The 16,594-nt window shown below is 65.3% G+C and carries 20 protein-coding genes; 10 read left to right on the top strand and 10 right to left on the bottom strand.

The genetic code is table 11. The features are described 5' to 3' along the window. Position 1: 1 nt before the first annotated feature. The gene (locus ACETK3_RS11745; protein WP_373992945.1) at positions 2-475 is read right to left on the bottom strand and encodes a GNAT family N-acetyltransferase; all 474 of its coding nucleotides are present in this window, start codon (positions 473-475) and stop codon (positions 2-4) included. 191 nt (positions 476-666) lie between these two features. On the opposite strand from ACETK3_RS11745, the gene ACETK3_RS11750 reads away from it, so the two are divergent. Next, positions 667-1,578, top strand: coding sequence for a patatin-like phospholipase family protein (locus ACETK3_RS11750; protein WP_373992946.1), 912 nt, complete (start codon positions 667-669; stop codon positions 1,576-1,578). A 93-nt stretch (positions 1,579-1,671) separates the two neighbouring features. Then, entirely contained in the window at positions 1,672-1,851 is a 180-nt protein-coding gene (locus ACETK3_RS11755) for a hypothetical protein (RefSeq protein ID WP_373992947.1), read from the top strand. 75 nt (positions 1,852-1,926) lie between these two features. On the opposite strand, the gene ACETK3_RS11760 is transcribed toward ACETK3_RS11755, so the two are convergent. The 4 genes from ACETK3_RS11760 to ACETK3_RS11775 all read right to left on the bottom strand — a co-directional run bounded on the left by ACETK3_RS11760 (position 1,927) and on the right by ACETK3_RS11775 (position 5,981). Further along, positions 1,927-2,211 carry a DUF427 domain-containing protein gene (locus ACETK3_RS11760; RefSeq protein WP_373992948.1) on the bottom strand — a complete coding sequence of 95 codons (285 nt, stop codon included), beginning with the start codon at positions 2,209-2,211 and terminating at the stop codon, positions 1,927-1,929. Between the two features lie 88 nt (positions 2,212-2,299). After that, entirely contained in the window at positions 2,300-2,659 is a 360-nt protein-coding gene (locus ACETK3_RS11765) for a VOC family protein (RefSeq protein ID WP_236799722.1), read from the bottom strand. Between the two features lie 89 nt (positions 2,660-2,748). Next, positions 2,749-4,632, bottom strand: coding sequence for a pectinesterase family protein (locus ACETK3_RS11770; RefSeq protein ID WP_373992949.1), 1,884 nt, complete (start codon positions 4,630-4,632; stop codon positions 2,749-2,751). Beyond that, positions 4,632-5,981, bottom strand: a complete 1,350-nt coding sequence (locus ACETK3_RS11775; protein ID WP_373992950.1) for a polysaccharide lyase family 1 protein — start codon at positions 5,979-5,981, stop codon at positions 4,632-4,634. The genes ACETK3_RS11770 and ACETK3_RS11775 overlap by 1 nt, the downstream gene beginning before the upstream one ends. A 220-nt stretch (positions 5,982-6,201) precedes the next feature. Between ACETK3_RS11775 and ACETK3_RS11780 the strand changes: the two genes are divergently transcribed. Then, positions 6,202-6,507, top strand: coding sequence for a hypothetical protein (locus tag ACETK3_RS11780; protein ID WP_373992951.1), 306 nt, complete (start codon positions 6,202-6,204; stop codon positions 6,505-6,507). A 45-nt stretch (positions 6,508-6,552) separates the two neighbouring features. On the opposite strand, the gene ACETK3_RS11785 is transcribed toward ACETK3_RS11780, so the two are convergent. Next, a complete protein-coding gene (locus tag ACETK3_RS11785; protein ID WP_373992952.1) occupies positions 6,553-7,401 on the bottom strand; it encodes a LysM peptidoglycan-binding domain-containing protein in 849 nt (282 codons plus the stop codon). 340 nt (positions 7,402-7,741) lie between these two features. On the opposite strand from ACETK3_RS11785, the gene ACETK3_RS11790 reads away from it, so the two are divergent. From ACETK3_RS11790 to ACETK3_RS11810, 5 genes are all read left to right on the top strand, one after another. Beyond that, positions 7,742-8,056 carry a helix-turn-helix transcriptional regulator gene (locus tag ACETK3_RS11790; RefSeq protein ID WP_236820525.1) on the top strand — a complete coding sequence of 105 codons (315 nt, stop codon included), beginning with the start codon at positions 7,742-7,744 and terminating at the stop codon, positions 8,054-8,056. After that, positions 8,053-8,460, top strand: coding sequence for an SRPBCC domain-containing protein (locus tag ACETK3_RS11795; RefSeq protein ID WP_373992953.1), 408 nt, complete (start codon positions 8,053-8,055; stop codon positions 8,458-8,460). Before ACETK3_RS11790 ends, ACETK3_RS11795 begins: the two co-directional genes overlap by 4 nt. Positions 8,461-8,552: 92 nt before the next feature. Continuing rightward, positions 8,553-10,493 carry an ATP-binding protein gene (locus ACETK3_RS11800; protein ID WP_373992954.1) on the top strand — a complete coding sequence of 647 codons (1,941 nt, stop codon included), beginning with the start codon at positions 8,553-8,555 and terminating at the stop codon, positions 10,491-10,493. Between the two features lie 67 nt (positions 10,494-10,560). Next, entirely contained in the window at positions 10,561-10,809 is a 249-nt protein-coding gene (locus ACETK3_RS11805; RefSeq protein WP_236820522.1) for a hypothetical protein, read from the top strand. 182 nt (positions 10,810-10,991) lie between these two features. After that, the gene (locus tag ACETK3_RS11810) at positions 10,992-11,696 is read left to right on the top strand and encodes an SOS response-associated peptidase (protein WP_373992955.1); all 705 of its coding nucleotides are present in this window, start codon (positions 10,992-10,994) and stop codon (positions 11,694-11,696) included. A 39-nt stretch (positions 11,697-11,735) separates the two neighbouring features. Here the strand turns inward: ACETK3_RS11810 and ACETK3_RS11815 are convergent, their stop codons facing one another. Next, positions 11,736-11,900: a hypothetical protein gene (locus ACETK3_RS11815; RefSeq protein WP_236820521.1), complete on the bottom strand. Its 165-nt coding sequence runs from the start codon at positions 11,898-11,900 to the stop codon at positions 11,736-11,738. A gap of 128 nt (positions 11,901-12,028) precedes the next feature. Further along, a complete protein-coding gene (locus tag ACETK3_RS11820; protein WP_236820520.1) occupies positions 12,029-13,114 on the bottom strand; it encodes a hypothetical protein in 1,086 nt (361 codons plus the stop codon). 117 nt (positions 13,115-13,231) lie between these two features. Here ACETK3_RS11820 and ACETK3_RS11825 point away from each other — a divergent pair, with 117 nt between their 5' ends. After that, positions 13,232-13,480 carry a hypothetical protein gene (locus ACETK3_RS11825; RefSeq protein WP_236820519.1) on the top strand — a complete coding sequence of 83 codons (249 nt, stop codon included), beginning with the start codon at positions 13,232-13,234 and terminating at the stop codon, positions 13,478-13,480. A 59-nt stretch (positions 13,481-13,539) separates the two neighbouring features. Here the strand turns inward: ACETK3_RS11825 and ACETK3_RS11830 are convergent, their stop codons facing one another. Beyond that, on the bottom strand, positions 13,540-15,288 hold the full coding sequence (locus tag ACETK3_RS11830) for a DUF5671 domain-containing protein (RefSeq protein WP_373992956.1): 1,749 nt from the start codon (positions 15,286-15,288) through the stop codon (positions 13,540-13,542). Then, positions 15,285-15,785 (bottom strand): hypothetical protein, encoded by a 501-nt coding sequence (locus ACETK3_RS11835; RefSeq protein ID WP_236820517.1) that lies wholly within the window; start codon positions 15,783-15,785, stop codon positions 15,285-15,287. Before ACETK3_RS11835 ends, ACETK3_RS11830 begins: the two co-directional genes overlap by 4 nt. A 159-nt stretch (positions 15,786-15,944) precedes the next feature. On the opposite strand from ACETK3_RS11835, the gene ACETK3_RS11840 reads away from it, so the two are divergent. Then, positions 15,945-16,550, top strand: a complete 606-nt coding sequence (locus tag ACETK3_RS11840) for a helix-turn-helix domain-containing protein (RefSeq protein WP_236799710.1) — start codon at positions 15,945-15,947, stop codon at positions 16,548-16,550. The last annotated feature ends 44 nt before the right edge of the window (positions 16,551-16,594 follow it).

The raw sequence follows: 16,594 nt of genomic DNA on the forward strand, positions 1-16,594 counted from the left end.
GCTAGAGACGAAGCTCCATGAAGACGCTGTTGGGATCCAGCACGTAGTCCGCAAAGGGCGGGCATTCCGTGAAACCGTGCTTGGCGTAGAGTCGCCGCGCGGGGGCAAAGTAGTCCTCGGTGCCGGTCTCCAGGTAGACCCGCTCAATGTTCCGGGTCCGGGCGTCCTCGAGGATGTGCCCGAGCATGAGCGTGGCCACGCCCCGGCCCCGGGCGGATGCCGTGGTGCGCATGGACTTGATCTCGCCCTGCCTTACGGGACCCGTGGGGGAGCCCAGCAGTTTGAGTGCGCCGCACCCCAGCAGGTTGCCGTCCTCGCGGGCGGTCCAGAACGTGATGGAGGGGGCGGCCAGCGCGGAGTGGTCCAGGGCGTGAACGCTTTCGGCGGGCGAGGTGGCGTACATATCGGCCAAGTGTTCGCTCAGGAGCAGGTGGACGTCGTGGCGCGTGGGGCTGTCCCGGTCAATCGAAATCATCGCCTCAAATTTACCCGTTGCGGGTGGCACTGCTGGTGTGCCAAGATTCCCCTGATCGTGACGCGACCTCAGGAGGTGAGACCCATGAAAGCTGTATCCGCAATGGGTGCTCCCTCCCAGCCCACGATCCACGGCTGACCTGGCCGCGCCACAGGGAGCGCCGAACAGGCACTTCGCGAAAGGCGACTCCCATGAACACAACACCTTCTTTCATGCCGGGTGCCAGTGGCGCTGCGGCATCCGGCCGCGCACTGGTCCTCGGCGGCGGGGGATCCACCGGCAATGCCTGGCTGATCGGCGTCCTCGCTGGCCTGGCCGACGCAGGCCTGGACGTGACCAACGCCGACAGGGTCATCGGAACATCGGCAGGAGCCACAGCCGCTGCCCAGATCGCCGGCGCCATTCCCGCAGAACTCTATGCCGCCGTCCTGGCCGCTCCGCTCCCGCAGCGGCCGCGCCTGGGAGGACCTCCGGCTTTGGGCGGGTCTGTACCCGACCACCTGGAGCGGACCGGCCGGATCATCGCCGCCGCCGGGAACGCCGCGGAGATGCGGCGCCGAATGGGGGCGGCTGCACTCGACCTGGCTTCGGACTACGACGGCTCGGTGCGGTGGCGGGCCATTGTGGCGGGGCGGCTGCCCCGGCAGGAGTGGCCGGACCATGAGCTGCTGATCACTGGAGTCGACGCGAGGACCGGGGACCCCGCGGTGTTCCACAGAGACAGCGGTGTCAGCTTGGTGGACGCCGTGGCGGCCAGCTGTTCCAGCGCCTCCGCGTACCGGATCGGGGATAGCAACTATATCGACGGCGGCTACCGGCGCAACGAGAACGCCGACCTGGCCGCCGGATGCAGCCGCGTCGTGGTTCTCTCGCCCTTTGGCGGCAGGACCCGCATGCCGCTGGAGTGGGGCATGCAACTTGGGGCGCAGGTCGAGGAGCTGCGGGCGGGCGGCAGCCTGGTCGAAACGATCTTTCCGGACAGCGACGCCGAGCACATGTTCGGCCCCAACGCGATGGACCTGTCACTCCGCCCGGGAGCCGCGCTAGCCGGGTACAACCAAGGCAAGTCCCTTGTGAGGAGGCTCGGTGAATTTTGGCGGTAAGCAGCATCCGGCCCGCGATTGGCGATGACCTGGGATGGGTGGTTTGTGCGGCTCTGGGCTGCGGGAAAACGGGGGCTGGCTAAACAGACAAAAGTGGGTATGGTAGCGGTTATCACGGGAAAGGAAGGCGTGATTCCGATGTCAGGAAAATCCTCCAAGGGTGGTGCCGCCAAGAAGGTCGGTAAGTCGATTCTCGAAAAGCGGGCCGAAAAACGGGCGAAAACCGAAGCCAGCGAACTGCATGTCGTAAAGCACCGCAAGAACCACCGCTGAACGCCGGCGGCGTACCGCTAAAGCTAAGCGGACGACGCCGGGTTAGCACCCGCCGTCGTCCGCTTCTTCTGTCCGCTAAACCTCGATGGTGACGCCGCGCCAGAAAGCGATCCGGTCCTCAATGTGCTTGGCGCGCGGCTTGGCCTCGGGGTAGTACCAGGCCGCGGCCTCGTTCAGTTCGCCGTCCACTTCTAGGGTGTGGTAACTGGCCGTGCCCTTCCACGGGCAAAATGTATTCTTGCTGCTGTCCCGCAAATAGGCGGGATTGACGGCGTCGCGCGGGAAGTAATGGTTGCCCTCCACCACCACGGTGTCCGCGGATTCGGCGATGACTTTTCCGTTCCAGATAGCCCTGACCATGAGTTCCCTTCCGTCGCTGCCGCCCCTTAAGAGGTGACGGTTGTACGGATGCCAACGGGCTGGGCGGCGGGCTTGTTCCCGGGCTTTGCTAGCGCGGGCTCTTGTCGATGACGCAGAACCTGTTCCCGTCCGGATCCTCCAGGACCACGAAGTCGGGATCGTCCGGGTACGAGTCCCAATCCACGCGCTGGGCGCCGAGCGACACCAGCCGCTCCACCTCCGCGGACTGGTCGTCCGCATACAGGTCCAGGTGGATCCGCGGGTGGTGCTGGACGGGGGTTTCGCTGAGCATGAGGGACAGTTCCGCGCCCGGGCCCGACGACGGCACCAGGGTCACCCAGGTTTCGTCACCCGGTTCCCGGGGGACATAGCCCAGGGCGTCATGCCAGAACTTTGTGGCGGCTGCGACGTCGTTGACGCCGAGGACGATAGTGCCGATGGTCAACATCCGCCCAGCCTAGACCCGTCTTGTGCGTCCGGCTAGGGATGACGGACAGGGAAGGCCCGGCTCCATAGTGAACCGGACCTTCCCTGCAGTTACGCTGCCGTTTCCTCCGCCGGCACCACACTGCAGTCCGCCGTCGAACCTGCCAGTTGCGGGGCCCAGCCATCGGTTCCCTGCAGGTAGTTCCGGACCGTGTAGTTGCCCGCCTCCGGCCCGGGCAACTGCGGACGGTCAGGCGTTACCTGGGACCCTGGGCCGCGGTTGTTGTACTCGACGAACCGCGCCTCCTGCCAGGAGAAGCCGCTCATGTCCGTCCACGGCGTCCCAGAAATGTGCGGGCCCAGCCAGGAATCCCTGACCAGCACCTGCGCAACCGCCTTCGGATCACCGCTCGGGTGCCACGGCCTGCCAAGGTGGACGGAACCCGGGGCCGCGTCCGAGACAAGGCGGCACCGGTCGAAGAGGTACCCGTACTTAATGGACAGGTCCTGGCTGCCGGCGGTGACGTACCCGTTGTTCGTCGTCGAGCCGCGGTCCAGGCTCTTGATCTCACAACCGCTGAATACAGCGGTGCCGCGGCCGAAGATGAAATCCACGTCCCCGTCCACATAACAGTTGTCAAAGTAGAAGCGGGCTTGGACACCTGCGCCCGGGGAGTTGACCAGCAACGTGTCCTGGTTGCCCAGCAACCTGACGTTGGACTGTACCGACCGGTCTCCGGTGATGTGCAGGGCGACTGCCTGGCGGTCCTTCATGCCCGGGTTGGCGGCCTCATCGAAATCGTTGCTGATGGTCAGGTTCCGTGCCACGAAATCCGGCCCGTCGACGCGGACCGATGCGCTTCCCGAAGTGCCATAGTTCCCGCTTCCGTCCGGCTTGGGAGTGCCCGACGCGTTGTTGTAGACCAGCACCACGTCCTCTGGCCGGCCGCCCTGTCCAATGAACGAAATTCGGGGCTTGGTGGCCGGGATCCGTATAGCTTCGCGGTAGATGCCGGGCTGGATCCTGATGACCGTCCGCTGGAGGCTGCCCTCAGGGACGGAATCCACTGCCGACTGCACCGTCGTGAACGTCCTGCCAGGGCCGACGTCGAGCGTTACCGGCAGGTCCACCGGACGCTCACTCGGCCAGTACATCTCAAGCAGGGGTTCGGTGCCGGCGTCGATATTCAGGAAGTAGCCGGGCGGGACGATCTGCTTGGATTGCAGCTCGCGGGCCACCAGGCGGGCCACCTCCACTGCACCGAGGGCCTGGAAGTGCGTGTTGTCCTCGGATCCTTGGGGATACTGCGGGTACTGGCCCGGGGCGAGGAACAGGAAGCGGGACTTGGTTCCTTCCGGCCCCAGGTCCTGCCACCACTGCTTCGAGGACGCCGTCAGGTCCACCAGCGGAGTGCCGGACGCCGCAGCAAGTTCCCGGACAGCCTGCGGATACTCACCATGGGAATCCTTGGCGTTGCCGAAGGAATCGAAGCGGCGGCGTTCCACTGGAGTGACCAGCACAGGCGTGCCACCCCGAGCTCGGGCGCCGTCAAGGTAGCGGCCCAGATACTCCTTGAAGGTGGAGCCTGGAAGCGTGCCGCGGGCCGGGTCTGCAACCTTCTCGTCGTTATGGCCGAAGCTGATGAGCAGGTAGTCACCCGGCTGCATCAGGGCCAGCACCCGGTCGAGCAGGCCGGCGTCGGCAAAGCTCTTGGAGGAGGCGCCTGACCAGGCATAATCAAAGACCGTCGCCTGCGGCCCCAGCAGGAGGGGCAGTGCCTGCCCCCACCCGGCGCGCGGCCTTTCCGACTGCTGATAGGCCGACGACGTCGAGTCCCCGACGACAAAAATGACGGGCTTGGTGCGGGGTTTCGTGGGGTCGGGGCTGGCTCGCGTGAAGGCGTTTGCCGCGTTCGTCCCCGAGAATGCCGTGGTGCCGGCAGCAAGGGCCAAGGTGGCCAGGATGGAGCGGCGGCTGGGGAGAATGGCCGGCATCAGGAGTTTCCTCCGGCGGTGAAGATGGGTCCGGTGGAGTCCTTCAGCAGGGCCGGTACGGCCTGGGCCGGGTGGACCTGGGTACGGAAGGCGGGCGTCCATGAGGTGTCCTCGGCCAACTGGTCGGCAGGCGCAGCAGCGGCGTTGTACTCGGCGCGTATATCCGTAATTTTGCCGTTGACGGCGTTGCCGACGGTGGTGATCTGCGTTCCCTTATAGCGCCCGATGATGTCCGCGGCCGTTATTCCATCCGGCAGCGTGAAGGCGTTGGCCTCCGCGTACAGGTGGGAGCTGAAGCCGGCCCCCAGGCTGTACTCATAGGGGATGGGGCTGTCCGCCGCCACCTTGTAGTGGTTGTTGTACACGTCCACCTGGCCGAATCGTACCCGTGGGGCGCGCTGGCCAACGTTCTCGAACACGTTGTGGTGGATGGTGACGCGGAGCTTGCCGGGGTCGCCACGGGTGGCAGAGTCTGTGGAGCCGATCAGGAGCAGCTTGTCATGGTCGGAGAAACGGTTGTAAGACATGGTCACCAGGTCCGAGCCGTTCGTGACGTCCACTGCGCCGTCGTGCACCTGGTAGGGGCGGTTGAAGTAGAGCGGCTGCGAGCTGTCCAGGTTGGGGGCGTCCGTGAAGGCGGCGTGGTCGATCCACACGTGGGTTGCCTTGTTGATGACCTGCAGCAGGTCGTATTCGCTGTTCCAGTTGCCCTCGGCCCCGTCAGTCGGATCCCATGCGGGGAAGCAGTCGGCCGAATCCTGCAGCGTCAGGTTGCGGACGATCACGTTGGTGGCGCCGTTGATGCGCATTGCCGCGCCCGTGATGCTGCTGTCCGGGGTCGCTCCGACGATGGTGGTGTTGCTGGGGATGTCCCAGCGGATGGTCTTTGCCTGCTTTGCCGCGGCCAGGCGGCGGGCGTCCTCCTGCGGGCCGGCCGGCTCCTGGCTGCGGCCGTAGGTAGCGGGATCGAAGTCCTGGAGGTACTGCTCCAAGCTGTAGCCCGTTCCTGCGGCATAGTCTGCGCAGGTCAGCGGGGTTTCGTCCGGGGCCGTGTTCGCGTTGATGGTTCCGTAAACCCGGACGATCTTCGGCTGCGTGCCGGCATCCGCGAAGGCCGCCAGCATTTCGGCCTTGCTGTGGACGTCGTAGACGTGGGCATCGGTTGCTGCCGAGCCGCCGGTGGTTCCCGTCCCTTCGGACGCCCAGCCGTTGTTTTCACCGAGTACCTGGCGCTCCAGCGGTGTCTGGACGGTTTGCGCGATTGGGCCGGCGGCAGGGTTTGGTGCTGCCTCTGCCTGGGTTGGAATGATGAGCGCTCCGGCTACTGCCAGTGCTGCGGATAAAGACATGTAGGCACTGCGTTTTCGCATTTTTCTCTTCCGTCATTGGAATGAACTGCGCCCCCGGTCCGCGGTCCACAATGACGCCGATCACTGGAGGGCGCTGACAAGGACCCTATCGAGAAAGCGGTTTCTCAGCAATAGGAGAGGCGAATGTTTTTGGAGTGGCTGAAGTGCTGCACGACCGGCGTTTGCGCACAGGAGAGCGCCCGCGGCTACACTCGCGTGCATGGGGGAGAACAACACGCCTGACGAACGCCCGCCGTCCAGACGCGACAGGGTTCCTGTCGCCGTAGTGCCTTTATTGGGCGTTTCCGCCGTATTGGTTGGCTGCCTGGTCGCGTACCTGAACCGGGACTTCACCGGCTGGTTCGCCTACGCGCCGCTGAGCAACAAACCGTTCAGCGTGCCCGGCGCAGCCTTCATCACCCAAGGCACACAGATTGGCTTGGCCATCATGGTGGCCGGGCTGCTGGTGCTCGCCTTCTGGGCTGGTTACGCGGTGGGCCGGCGGGTCAGTTCCGGCCGCCAGTAAAAGCCTGGAGGGTCGGGCCCCACCCGGACGGGGAGCGGGCGGACGTCAGTTGCCGGGTTTATTGATGGGCTTGTCCAGCGCCACGCTGATGGTCTGGCCCGGCGCCAGTTCGCCGGTGGGCAGGTCGGTGAAGTCATACCAAACCCCGGCCGTGCCCGTGCTCGGACGGTTGGCCGAGCGCAGGTCAGTGACGCCGAAGCGGAAAGAAACTTGCCGCTCGGTGTCCCCGGGAGCCGTGGTGTACGTCAGCGGAATCCCTTGGTCGTCGGCGGTGAACGTTCCCTGAGCGCCCTCGATCTTCAGTTCACCGGGTATCAGTCGAACCTTAATGCCTCCAGGGATGGGTTGATCCGCCGACAGTCCAGGGTTGTACAGCAGGATCTGTGCCGTGGTGGACCGGAACTTGTAGCCAAGACTGTCGAACGAGTCGCCGTCCACGGTCGTGTAGAAGACGGTCTGGCCGAATGAGTTGTTGATCGAGGGGCCTGAGCCGGACCTGCTGTCCACCGGCTTCTTCTGCAGCTGGATGACCTTGCCGGCCTGGATGAAGTAGGCGTTCCCCTTTTCGTAGGTGAACGGGACTTTGTTCGCTTCCGCCAACTGCTTCTCGGTCAGGTTGAACCGGTAGGTGATGCCGGCCAGGCTCTCGTCGGGTTCTATTGTGTAACCCGTTGGAATGCCGTTTGCGTCAACCGTCGCTGCGCCCTTCGCGCCTGGCATGGGGTCGGCCGGAATCAGCCGGAGCTTCGTGCCCGGAGCGAGGGGAGTTCCGGGCTGGAGTCCGTTGAACCCGGCGACCTTCGCCTCGGATAGCTTGTATGCCGCCGCCACTGCCGGAAGCGTGTCGCCGGCAACTGTAGTGTAGAAGTCCACGTTGCCAAACGAGTCCCGCACGGTTTCTCCACTCACGGGAGGCCTCGCGGCGACGGGCGAAGGGGGGACGTTGGCACGGCTGCGGCGGCGTGTTCCGCCTGGGGTGGGGCGCCCGAGTAAGCGCATCCCGCCAGTCCCAGGGACAGCAGGACGGCGAACCCGGCTATCGATCGAACCAGGGGTGGACGCATGCCGATTGTTGAAGTGCCGCCAGTTCCCACCATGAATTAGCCCCAAAGGTTCGGCGTCGCCGAGTAAAGGTCCAAATTGGACCAAAAGTGAGCCTAATGGATGAGTCTCTTCCTGCTGACACAGGAGCGCAGATAGTATATGTCGGAAATTCCCGACATATACTGTTGCTGTGCTTCCCGATGTCTTCGCCGCAGTGTCCAACCCGGGACGGCGCGTCATCCTGGACGAGCTGAGGCAGGGTCCCCGGACAGCCGGCGAGCTTACCGGCCTGCTGGATCTCAGCCGCCCGGCCGCGTCCGAGCATCTTGCCGTGCTCCGCGAGGCGGGGCTGGTCCGGGAGGAGCGGCAGGGCAGGAACAGGGTGTACCACCTGCAGCCCGCCGGGCTCGCCGAGATCGGCGGCTGGGTGCAGCACTTCGAGCATTACTGGAACGGGCGGCTGGATGCCCTGGCCGACCTTTTGGACGAGGAGGAACCGTCATGACCGAGAGCGCCATCCGGCTGGAACGCCGCTACCCGCACCAGGCTGCCGTAGTTTGGGCCGCGCTGACCACCCCTGAACTGCTGGCCCGCTGGTGGGCGCCGGGCAACATCGCGCCAGTGGTGGGCCACCGCTTCACCATGGACATGGACGCGTGGGGCCAGCAGCAGTGCGAAGTCCTTACCGTAGACCCCGGCAGATCCATCAGCTTCCTCTTCTCTGAAGGCCAGCTGGACACCACCATCACCTGGCGCCTGGAACCCGTCGAGGGTGGCACCATCCTCCACTTCGAGCACGCCGGCTTCCAGCTCGACACCCCCATGGGCCGCCACGCCATCGAGGGCATGGGCAACGGCTGGCCCGGGCTGCTGACCCGGATCGACGGGGTTCTTGCGGGGGTGTCCTGACCTCTCTGCCTGCTGCTACGCTCCACGTAGTTGGCCCGTCGTTGCGCCTTCGGGTTGACCATCAGCTTCGGTTGTAAGCGAAGGAACCACAGATGACGGTTGCCCAGATCCAAGTGGACCAGCGCGTGATCGGGATCGATTCCCGGCGCTTCGCCTCGGTTGAGAAGGCTCTGGTGGAGCTCATCACCAACAGCGATGACAGTTACTCGCGGCTGGAAAGAGCCGGCGGCACCTTGACGGGTCCCATCGTCGTCGGTTACCAGCGGCACCACTCTGGGGCGGTGCTGATGGTCACTGACCAGGCGGAGGGCATGTCCTTCGAGCAGGCGGGCAGGATCCTCAGCTACGGCGGCGCCCACAGTCCGCTGGCCCGCGGGGAGGGAGCAGGCCGGGGCTACTTTGGGCGCGGGCTCAAACAGGCGATCTTCGGGCTGGGTCACGGCTGGATCGAGACCATTCAAAGTGGCCGGTTCACCCGGATCGACATCTTCCGGGGTGAGAACGGCGGCTACCTTTATGACGACGACGGCGCGGACCGCCGGGCGTTCCCCGAGGACCACGTCCGGCTCGGGATTCCCGACGGCGGCAACGGCACCAGGGTCACCATCGTGGTAGACAACCCGCACGCCACCATCACCCAGCAGGCAACACTGCTACAGCTCCTTGCGGACAACATCTACCTGCGGGACGTGCTGCACAGGCGAAGGGTGGAACTGGTCCACGGACACCCCGGTGACGGCGATCACGGCAGTGACCGCATCCGTTTCCGGGAACCTCCTGCCATCACGCTGGTGGGCCCTGAAGAACCGGGCAGCTTCAGCGTCGACGGTACGGAGTACGCGTTCACCGTCACGCTGAAACGGGCCCAGGACGTTGAACTGACACTGAAGGGTGACGAACGAACCGCCGGCCTGGTGGTGGAGTCCGGCAGGGCTGTGCTCGACTGCCAGCTGTTCGAATACGAGAACCAGGTGGGCACCGAGTATCTTTTCGGGACGGTGCGTTGCCCCGCGCTGACCGAAATGCTCGGCAAAGGTAGGGCCATCATCAGCGACGAGCGTGAAGGCCTGAACCCCAAGGACCCGTTCGTTGCGGCGTTCTCGCGGGCCGTGAGCCGGATGATCGCGGCCCCTGTCCAGGCCGAGAAAGAAAAACTCACCCACCTGGAACGGGCCACCACATCCGGGCGAACCGCCGAGATGATCGTGCACCTGCTTCAGCACATGAGCGAGGCCGCCATCCTGGACCTGGGCCTGGAGACAGCACCTGGTGTCCGCAACGGGGACGGCGGGCAGGCGCCGGAGTCACCGTTGCCTGCGGCACTGCGGTTCACAACGCCCTTCTACTACCGGCCGCCGGTGCATCCGTTCCACGTTGCCCTGCTGCTGGATCCATCCCAGCTGCCCGTTGGCGAAACCCTGGCGTTCGAACTGGACCTTCCGCCCTCGATCCGCCTTGACCCGCTGCCAGCACCGGTTCCGGTCAGCACCCTGGCGGAAACCCCTCGGCTCGAATGGAGGGCAACGGGGGACAAAGCTGGAGACCACGGGGAAATCACTGCCCGAGCCGGGGACTACTGGGCGCTGTGCGAAGTGGTCATCGCCGAGCACGCCTCACACCGCAGCGCAAACCAACCGCCGCACCAGGCCGTCGCCGCCCCCGGACAGCTGCCGGGCCCTCACCGCCGGGTCCACCACCCGAGCAGGGACCACGGCGTCGACCTCTTCACCGGCTACGACTTCCGCAGCCTGCACAACAGCACGGACCGTGCCGTGTACAGCGAAGTGGAGCGAAAAGTCATCATCAACACCGCAGCCCCCACCGTCCAGCTCTATGTCGACGGACGGGGCCGATTCCGCGACTCCGCCCGGCTGCTCCTCGCAGAACTCTTTCTTGACGTGATTTCGGACGAGCTGGCAAGGCGGCGCGTTGAGCAGCATGGCCATGCCGGGGACCTCGAAGCCTTCAGGAACGCCAAACGCGCAATCATTGGCCGCTACGGCAGCGAAATACACCGCACCTTCCTGGGTTGAAGCCGGCTGGATCGGCGCAACGGGGACGCGGCGTTTACTGCCGGGCGGCAAAGGGTAACGATGGAGTATGACTGATAGCGGAGACGGCGGCGCCAACGACCCCTTTGACGGCAACGATGAGCTCGTGGCGGGCACCGATCCCGACGCCACGCCCGAAGCCATCGCGGAGGATGTCCGCCACGACATCCAGCTGGGCCATGTCCAGGACGATGTAAGCCACGTCCTTGAAGAGCGCTTCGAGGAAGCCGGGATCAAAGCCCGTCCCGAAGAAGTGGATGACCTGGCCGAGGAAATCGAGCGGGAAGCCTCCAGCTGACCTTCCGTCACTGGTAGCGGCGTTAAAGGCCGGGCGGGCCTGAAACGGCGGGTAACGACCTGGACCAGTGCGCTGGCCGTGTTGGGCGCATGGCTCTATGAGTCATACCGGTGGTCCAGGTGGCCCGCCCCTTCGCCTATCCGGGCAACAACCGGCCGACCTGCAGTGGGGAGAATAACCGTATGTGCGGCAGATATGTCATGTCCAAGGCCACCGGCGACCTCCTGAGCCACTTTGACGCCAAAGAGGTTGAAGGCAGCCTGCCCCCACCAAGCTGGAACGTGGCCCCCACTGAGCCGGTGCCGATCGTGGCCGAGCGGTTGGATGAGGGCAGCATTGAGCGGCACCTGCTGGTGGCGCACTGGGGCCTGGTTCCGTCCTGGGCCAAGGACATCAAGATCGGAAACAAGCTGATCAATGCCCGCAGCGAGAGCATCCTGGAGAAGCCGTCATTCCGCAAGGCAGCGGTGAAACGACGCGCGATTCTTCCTGCCGACGGCTACTACGAGTGGCAGAAGACGGAAGACGGCAAAAAGATCCCCAACTACCTGTACTCCGAGAAGGAACCGATACTCGGCTTTGCCGGCCTGTACGAGTGGTGGGCCGACCCTTCAGTGCCGGAGGATGACCCGGGGCGGTGGCTCCTGAGCTGCACGGTCCTAACCACCACAGCCCAGGACGCCTTGGGCCATGTCCACGACAGGTCCCCGGTGATCATTCCCCGCGACCGCTTCGCCGAGTGGCTGGACCCGGACCTGACCGATAAGAACGATATCCGGCACTTTCTGGACACTCTTCCCGAGCCCGTCCTGACCCCACGGATAGTGTCCACCAGGGTAAACAGCGTGCGGAACGACGGACCGGAACTGATCGAGCCGGCTGATTGACGAGGCTGTCCCGGAGCCGGTGCCGGAAGTTCGAGCGGCCTAGGGCCAGTCGGCCCGGGTGAAGCGGATTGGGCTGCGCATGGTGAGCAGGCAGTCGGATGTCCACTCCGCCAGCTTGTGCTGTACGTCCAGTGAATCCGTGACGGCAGCCTGCTGCCCGTCCTGGTTTGCGGCGTCTGTAAGACTCTCAGCTGTGCTTTTCATTTGTCCCCCTTGGCAAAGCGTGTGTGCCAACACTAGGCAGCGCAGAATGCCAGGGGAAGAGGGTTAATCCACCAGCGGGATAAACTGAGCAAATCTTGAGGAACGCCGCATTCCCGGGGCAGATGGTCCTACTTTCCCGCTCGTGAGAAAACGGCGTTGAAGAAGGACGCAAGCGCGTCCGCCTTGGCCTGTGTCTCGGATTGCGACCCAGTCCGGGTGCTCGCCTCAATCGACAGCGTCCCCCTGCGCGCTCCGCACCGGACGTGCCATTCGCCGGTCCCGTCGGAGAGTTGATAGGCGACGGCGTAGGTCGCGTCGGCGGTGATTGTCGTGGTGAGTGCGGCGACAGGGGACCAGGGCCGGCTGCTGCCTCCGAAGGACTTCTCCTGGATGCTTGTGCAGCCCCGGAGATGCTCTGCCCGGGTGTCGAACGGATAGGGCGGAGCCATTGATGACGGCATGTTGACCACGCTGAAGTCGGTGTAGTCGATCTTGGTGGCACCCTGGATCTGGCCCTGGCCATGGACCGCGCCGGCCAAGGCCGAGGCGTAGGACTCATCGTCAAAGGTGCACGGGGAATCGGACGGCGGAGCTGACGCGCCTGGGGAAGAGCCGGGAGGCGGGCCGATTATTGCCGCCTGCGGCAGGCTCACCGGTTCCCCGCCGGGGCCGGTCATGCCCTTGAACAGCGCCACCATCTGGTCAGGCGGCATTGCGTTTGGCGCCGGCGGAGGCGCGGACGTGGAGCCTTTTGCGGCCTGGTCAATGAGCTCCCTGGCAAGGACTGCCATGGCGTCCAGTGCAGGCTTGGCGTCGGCCTCCGAGTTGAGGTTTTCCACTGCGAGGCTGAGCGTGATGGACAAGGTGCCCTTGAGGACACGCAATCCCACGGAACCGAAGTCCCCGGGACCCTTCGGCTTGGTCACCTGCATGAAGGCGTGCTGCTTTTCCCCAAGCGGGGGAGCGGTGAGCAGCTGGACGCCGTAAGTGGAGGTGCGGCCGGATTCGGTGTAGGCCAAATCGAACTGGCCGCAGCGGGACACCAGATCGTCCGTGTAGCCGAAGTCGGCCTTGGCGATGGCTTCCCTTTCCGCGCTTCTTAGAACGACCATGACTGTGGTCGCGGGTCCGGACTGGCCGCCCACTGGGGGCATGGCACCTTCGGCGAAGTTGATGTCCTTGTCTGCCCAGCGGGCGAAGGGGTCCTGGGGCACGAAGGCAACGCACTCCCCGGGCGTGGTTTCGGTTTTGGTTGAGGGGAAGGACCCTCCGGCCGCCCCGCTGCGCAGGCGGTGGAATCGTGGGCTGCAGGAAACGGCAGGTTCCGGCTCGTGCCTACCCCATTGATGATCGCCGCCAGTTCCGCATCCGTGAGTGGCTTGGCGGGCATGCCCGCAGTCTGGGTGCTGGGCGGCGCTGATGATTGGGGCGCAGTTGCCTGGTTGGATGAAGGGCTGGCCGCCGGCGCGTTGTCCCCGGATGAGCATCCTGCCAAGACGAGCAGGACAAGGGCCATGCAGCCCAGCCAGCTCCTGCTGTTCATTCCCTTTGCAGCACCGGGAAGTTTTGCGGCTCGATGAGCAGCCATGGCCGGCCTCCTTTGCCAGCACCAACGCTAGGCTTCAGCTTCCCGAACAAGCTAGGGCCGTAGGGCCCGGCCGGTCGCAGCACCGCCAGCGACGGCAGCGCCCCCGGCAGCAGCCACCGGGATGACCTCCAGCCGGGCTCCCGGCCCGGCGATCACCAGCACCTGCTGCGCGGCAGTGGCCTCCAGCGCCACCGCGATCTGCCGCATGACGTCCGCAACCACGGGCGAAGGAACGGACGACGCCGGAAGTCCCGCGCCGCCGTCGTCCGCCCTGAGCCAGGTGGTCACCTTCGCCCCGGTGGCGTCAGCGATTCCCCGCGCTACAGCCTCGGCATCAACGACAGCGGGTGGATAACCGCTGACCAGGGTGACCCGCTCTATCACCCGCCGCCGGGCAGGGGCCGCCGCGGCGAGTAGTGCACGGTCGTGCCGCCACAGCGCAAAGTGGTAGCCCGCCACCAGCCCGGCGGCCACCAGGAGTCCCAGGGGCGCCCGGATCCGGTCAAGGACGCTGCCGCCGGTGACTTCGCCCAGCAGGAATTCGAAGAGCCGGTATCCGATCACCAGCAGCGTAATGAGCGCCACCACCGCACTGACGCCGAAAAATGCAACCAGGTACAGGCGCCGGCCGGGCGGAATGTCGTCCGCACGGCGTGGTTGGTGCAGGGGCTTCCACGCGAGCCACCACACCGGTGCTCCCACCACCAGGGAACTGATGCCGCCCAGAAGCAGGGTATGGGTTGTCCCGCCCGCCAAAGGAGATACGGCTGCAGCCAGCAGTGCATTCACCACCACGCCGATGCCGGAGGCCGCCGCGGCAAGCGCCACCGCGGACGTCACCAGGAGGCTGGCCCGGCGGGTCCGGGTGGAACGGTGCACGGACGCACTGCGGTGGTACCGCCACACCAGCGCCCCGATGGCGGCAGAAGCGATGGCCGGGGCCAGCGGCTCAAGCAGATCGTTCAGGGGATCGCTCCGGTCGAAGGCCAACCGCAGGAGGACGAACAGGATGACGCCCAGCCCGCCCACGGCAGCGATGCCGGCCAGGAAGATGCCCACGCCAACGATGGTGACGTCCACCAGCCCTGTTTGGAAGCGCTGCCCGCCCTCCCGGAACCAGTGCCACCACCACACCACCGCCCCGCCCGCGGCCCAGATCAGGGACCGGAGGACCTCAAACCACCAGGGCTCGAAGGCGGTGGTTGCCGTGAAACCGCGGATCGCGACATCCAGCAGCACACTGAGCGCGGCGATCAAGCCGCCGGCACCCAGCAGCAGCCCAAAGACGGAGCCGACGACGGCGCGCACGTCCTCAAGGTGGTGCGACGCTTTGCGGGGGTGCTTCCACATCCACCGGTGCCACCACCAGATAGCCGCCCACACAATGGCGTTCGCCAGGGGGGACGGCCACTGGCTGACCTGTCCGCCGATGAAGGACGTGGCCAGATCCAGCAGCGACGTGGTGGCGATGATCAGCGAGACGGCGTAGATCCCGGTGAGGTAGAGGCCCCACCCGGGGGCCCTCCGCTCGGCTTCATCGTCGAGCCGCCGCCACACGAACCACCACAGCAGCAGCGCCAGCGGGCCGCCGATCAGGGTGAAGGCCAGGGACAGGGCCAACCCGGTGACGTCGCCGGAAACCAAGGTGGTTGCCGTACGGAAGAGGCGCTCAAGCAACCCGCTTACACCTGACGCGGCGATGACCACCAGCGCGAACAGCAGGACGTACAGGATCAGCCGGCGGAGGGTGGCCAGGCCACCTGTGGGCGCGGGAGACGTTGGGGCCGCGGGGGAGCTCATGGCTTTACCGGCATCCCGGTGCAGGCCATCAGCGGGTAAGGCGGCTGGTCAATCATCCATTTCCCATTCACTTTGAGGAGCGAGAAGGCGTCCTCCGTCTCGTACTCGGACGGCCCAAAGGGGCCGCCCTGGGCCGACCGCACAATCGAAACCTTCACGGTGGCTGAGTCGGTGCGCTCCGTCGTCGAGATGAGGACAACGCGGGCGGGCGACGGCTCGCCGGTGTACGTGCCGCGGCACCTGCTCCTGGCACCCTCCGTGAGATAGGACTGGGCGGTGGGAACGTCGCCGTCGATCACTGCCTTGCTGTACCGCTGGACCACCCCGGCGGGACTGCCTTCATCCAGCGGCGCCGGCTCGCCGCGGGTGAAGACCACGGCCAGCGCCACCACCACCAGCAGTACCACCACGCCCACCAGCGCGAGCAGGACCCGGTCCGGTTTTCGCGCGTTCTGATGTTCCTGCACAGTCCGGTCCCCGGCGGCGGTGTCGTCCATGGCGCAAGTATGGGGCAGGAGAAGCGGTTCCGCTCGTGTCTTTGGGCCCGTTTTTCCTGCACGACAGCAGAATCTTCAAGATAATTAGGAAAAGGGGTTGTTTGAGTAAAAATCTTCACTATAGTTGTGTGAGTAAGCTCACCCAGTGAAAGACAACCGATGACCACCGAGAGTAGCACCACCGCACCGCCGGCCACCAGCGAACTGCTGGCCACGGTTGGCAACAAAGTGCGGGCCATGCGCAAGGAAAAGGGCATGACCCTGGCCAAGCTCTCGGACGTCACAGGGCTCAGCCAGGCGATCGTCAGCCAGATCGAACGCGGAATGGCCAACCCGTCCTTCACGACCCTCGCCCAACTGGCCCATGGACTGGACATCCCCGTGGGAAGGTTCTTCATTGGCCAGGACCAAACCAAGTCACCCGTCGTCCGCAGATCCGCACGGCGGAACCTGAAAAACGTCACCCGCGAATCCGTGGGGGAGGCAGTTCACGAACTGCTCACCCCGGACCGTGACGGCACCATCGAAGCGCAATGGATCATGACGCCCCCAGGGCATGACACCAGCGCAACACCCTTTACCCACAGCGGGGAAGAGTTCTGCTACATCATCTCGGGCCGGAAGGACGTCTACTTGGACGGCGTCTGCTACAGCCTGGAAGAGGGCGACTCGATCACCTACCCGGCAGAAACCCCGCACTGGTACAAGAACAGCTACGAAGAGGTATGCGTAGCCATCTGGGTAAACGCACCACACAAGTGGTAGGCCTGCCGGTCCCCGCCGGCGCCTGCGTTTCCCCATAACTGTCC

The sequence above is a fragment of the Arthrobacter sp. E44 genome (genome assembly GCF_041877125.1).
GTDB lineage: Bacteria > Actinomycetota > Actinomycetes > Actinomycetales > Micrococcaceae > Arthrobacter.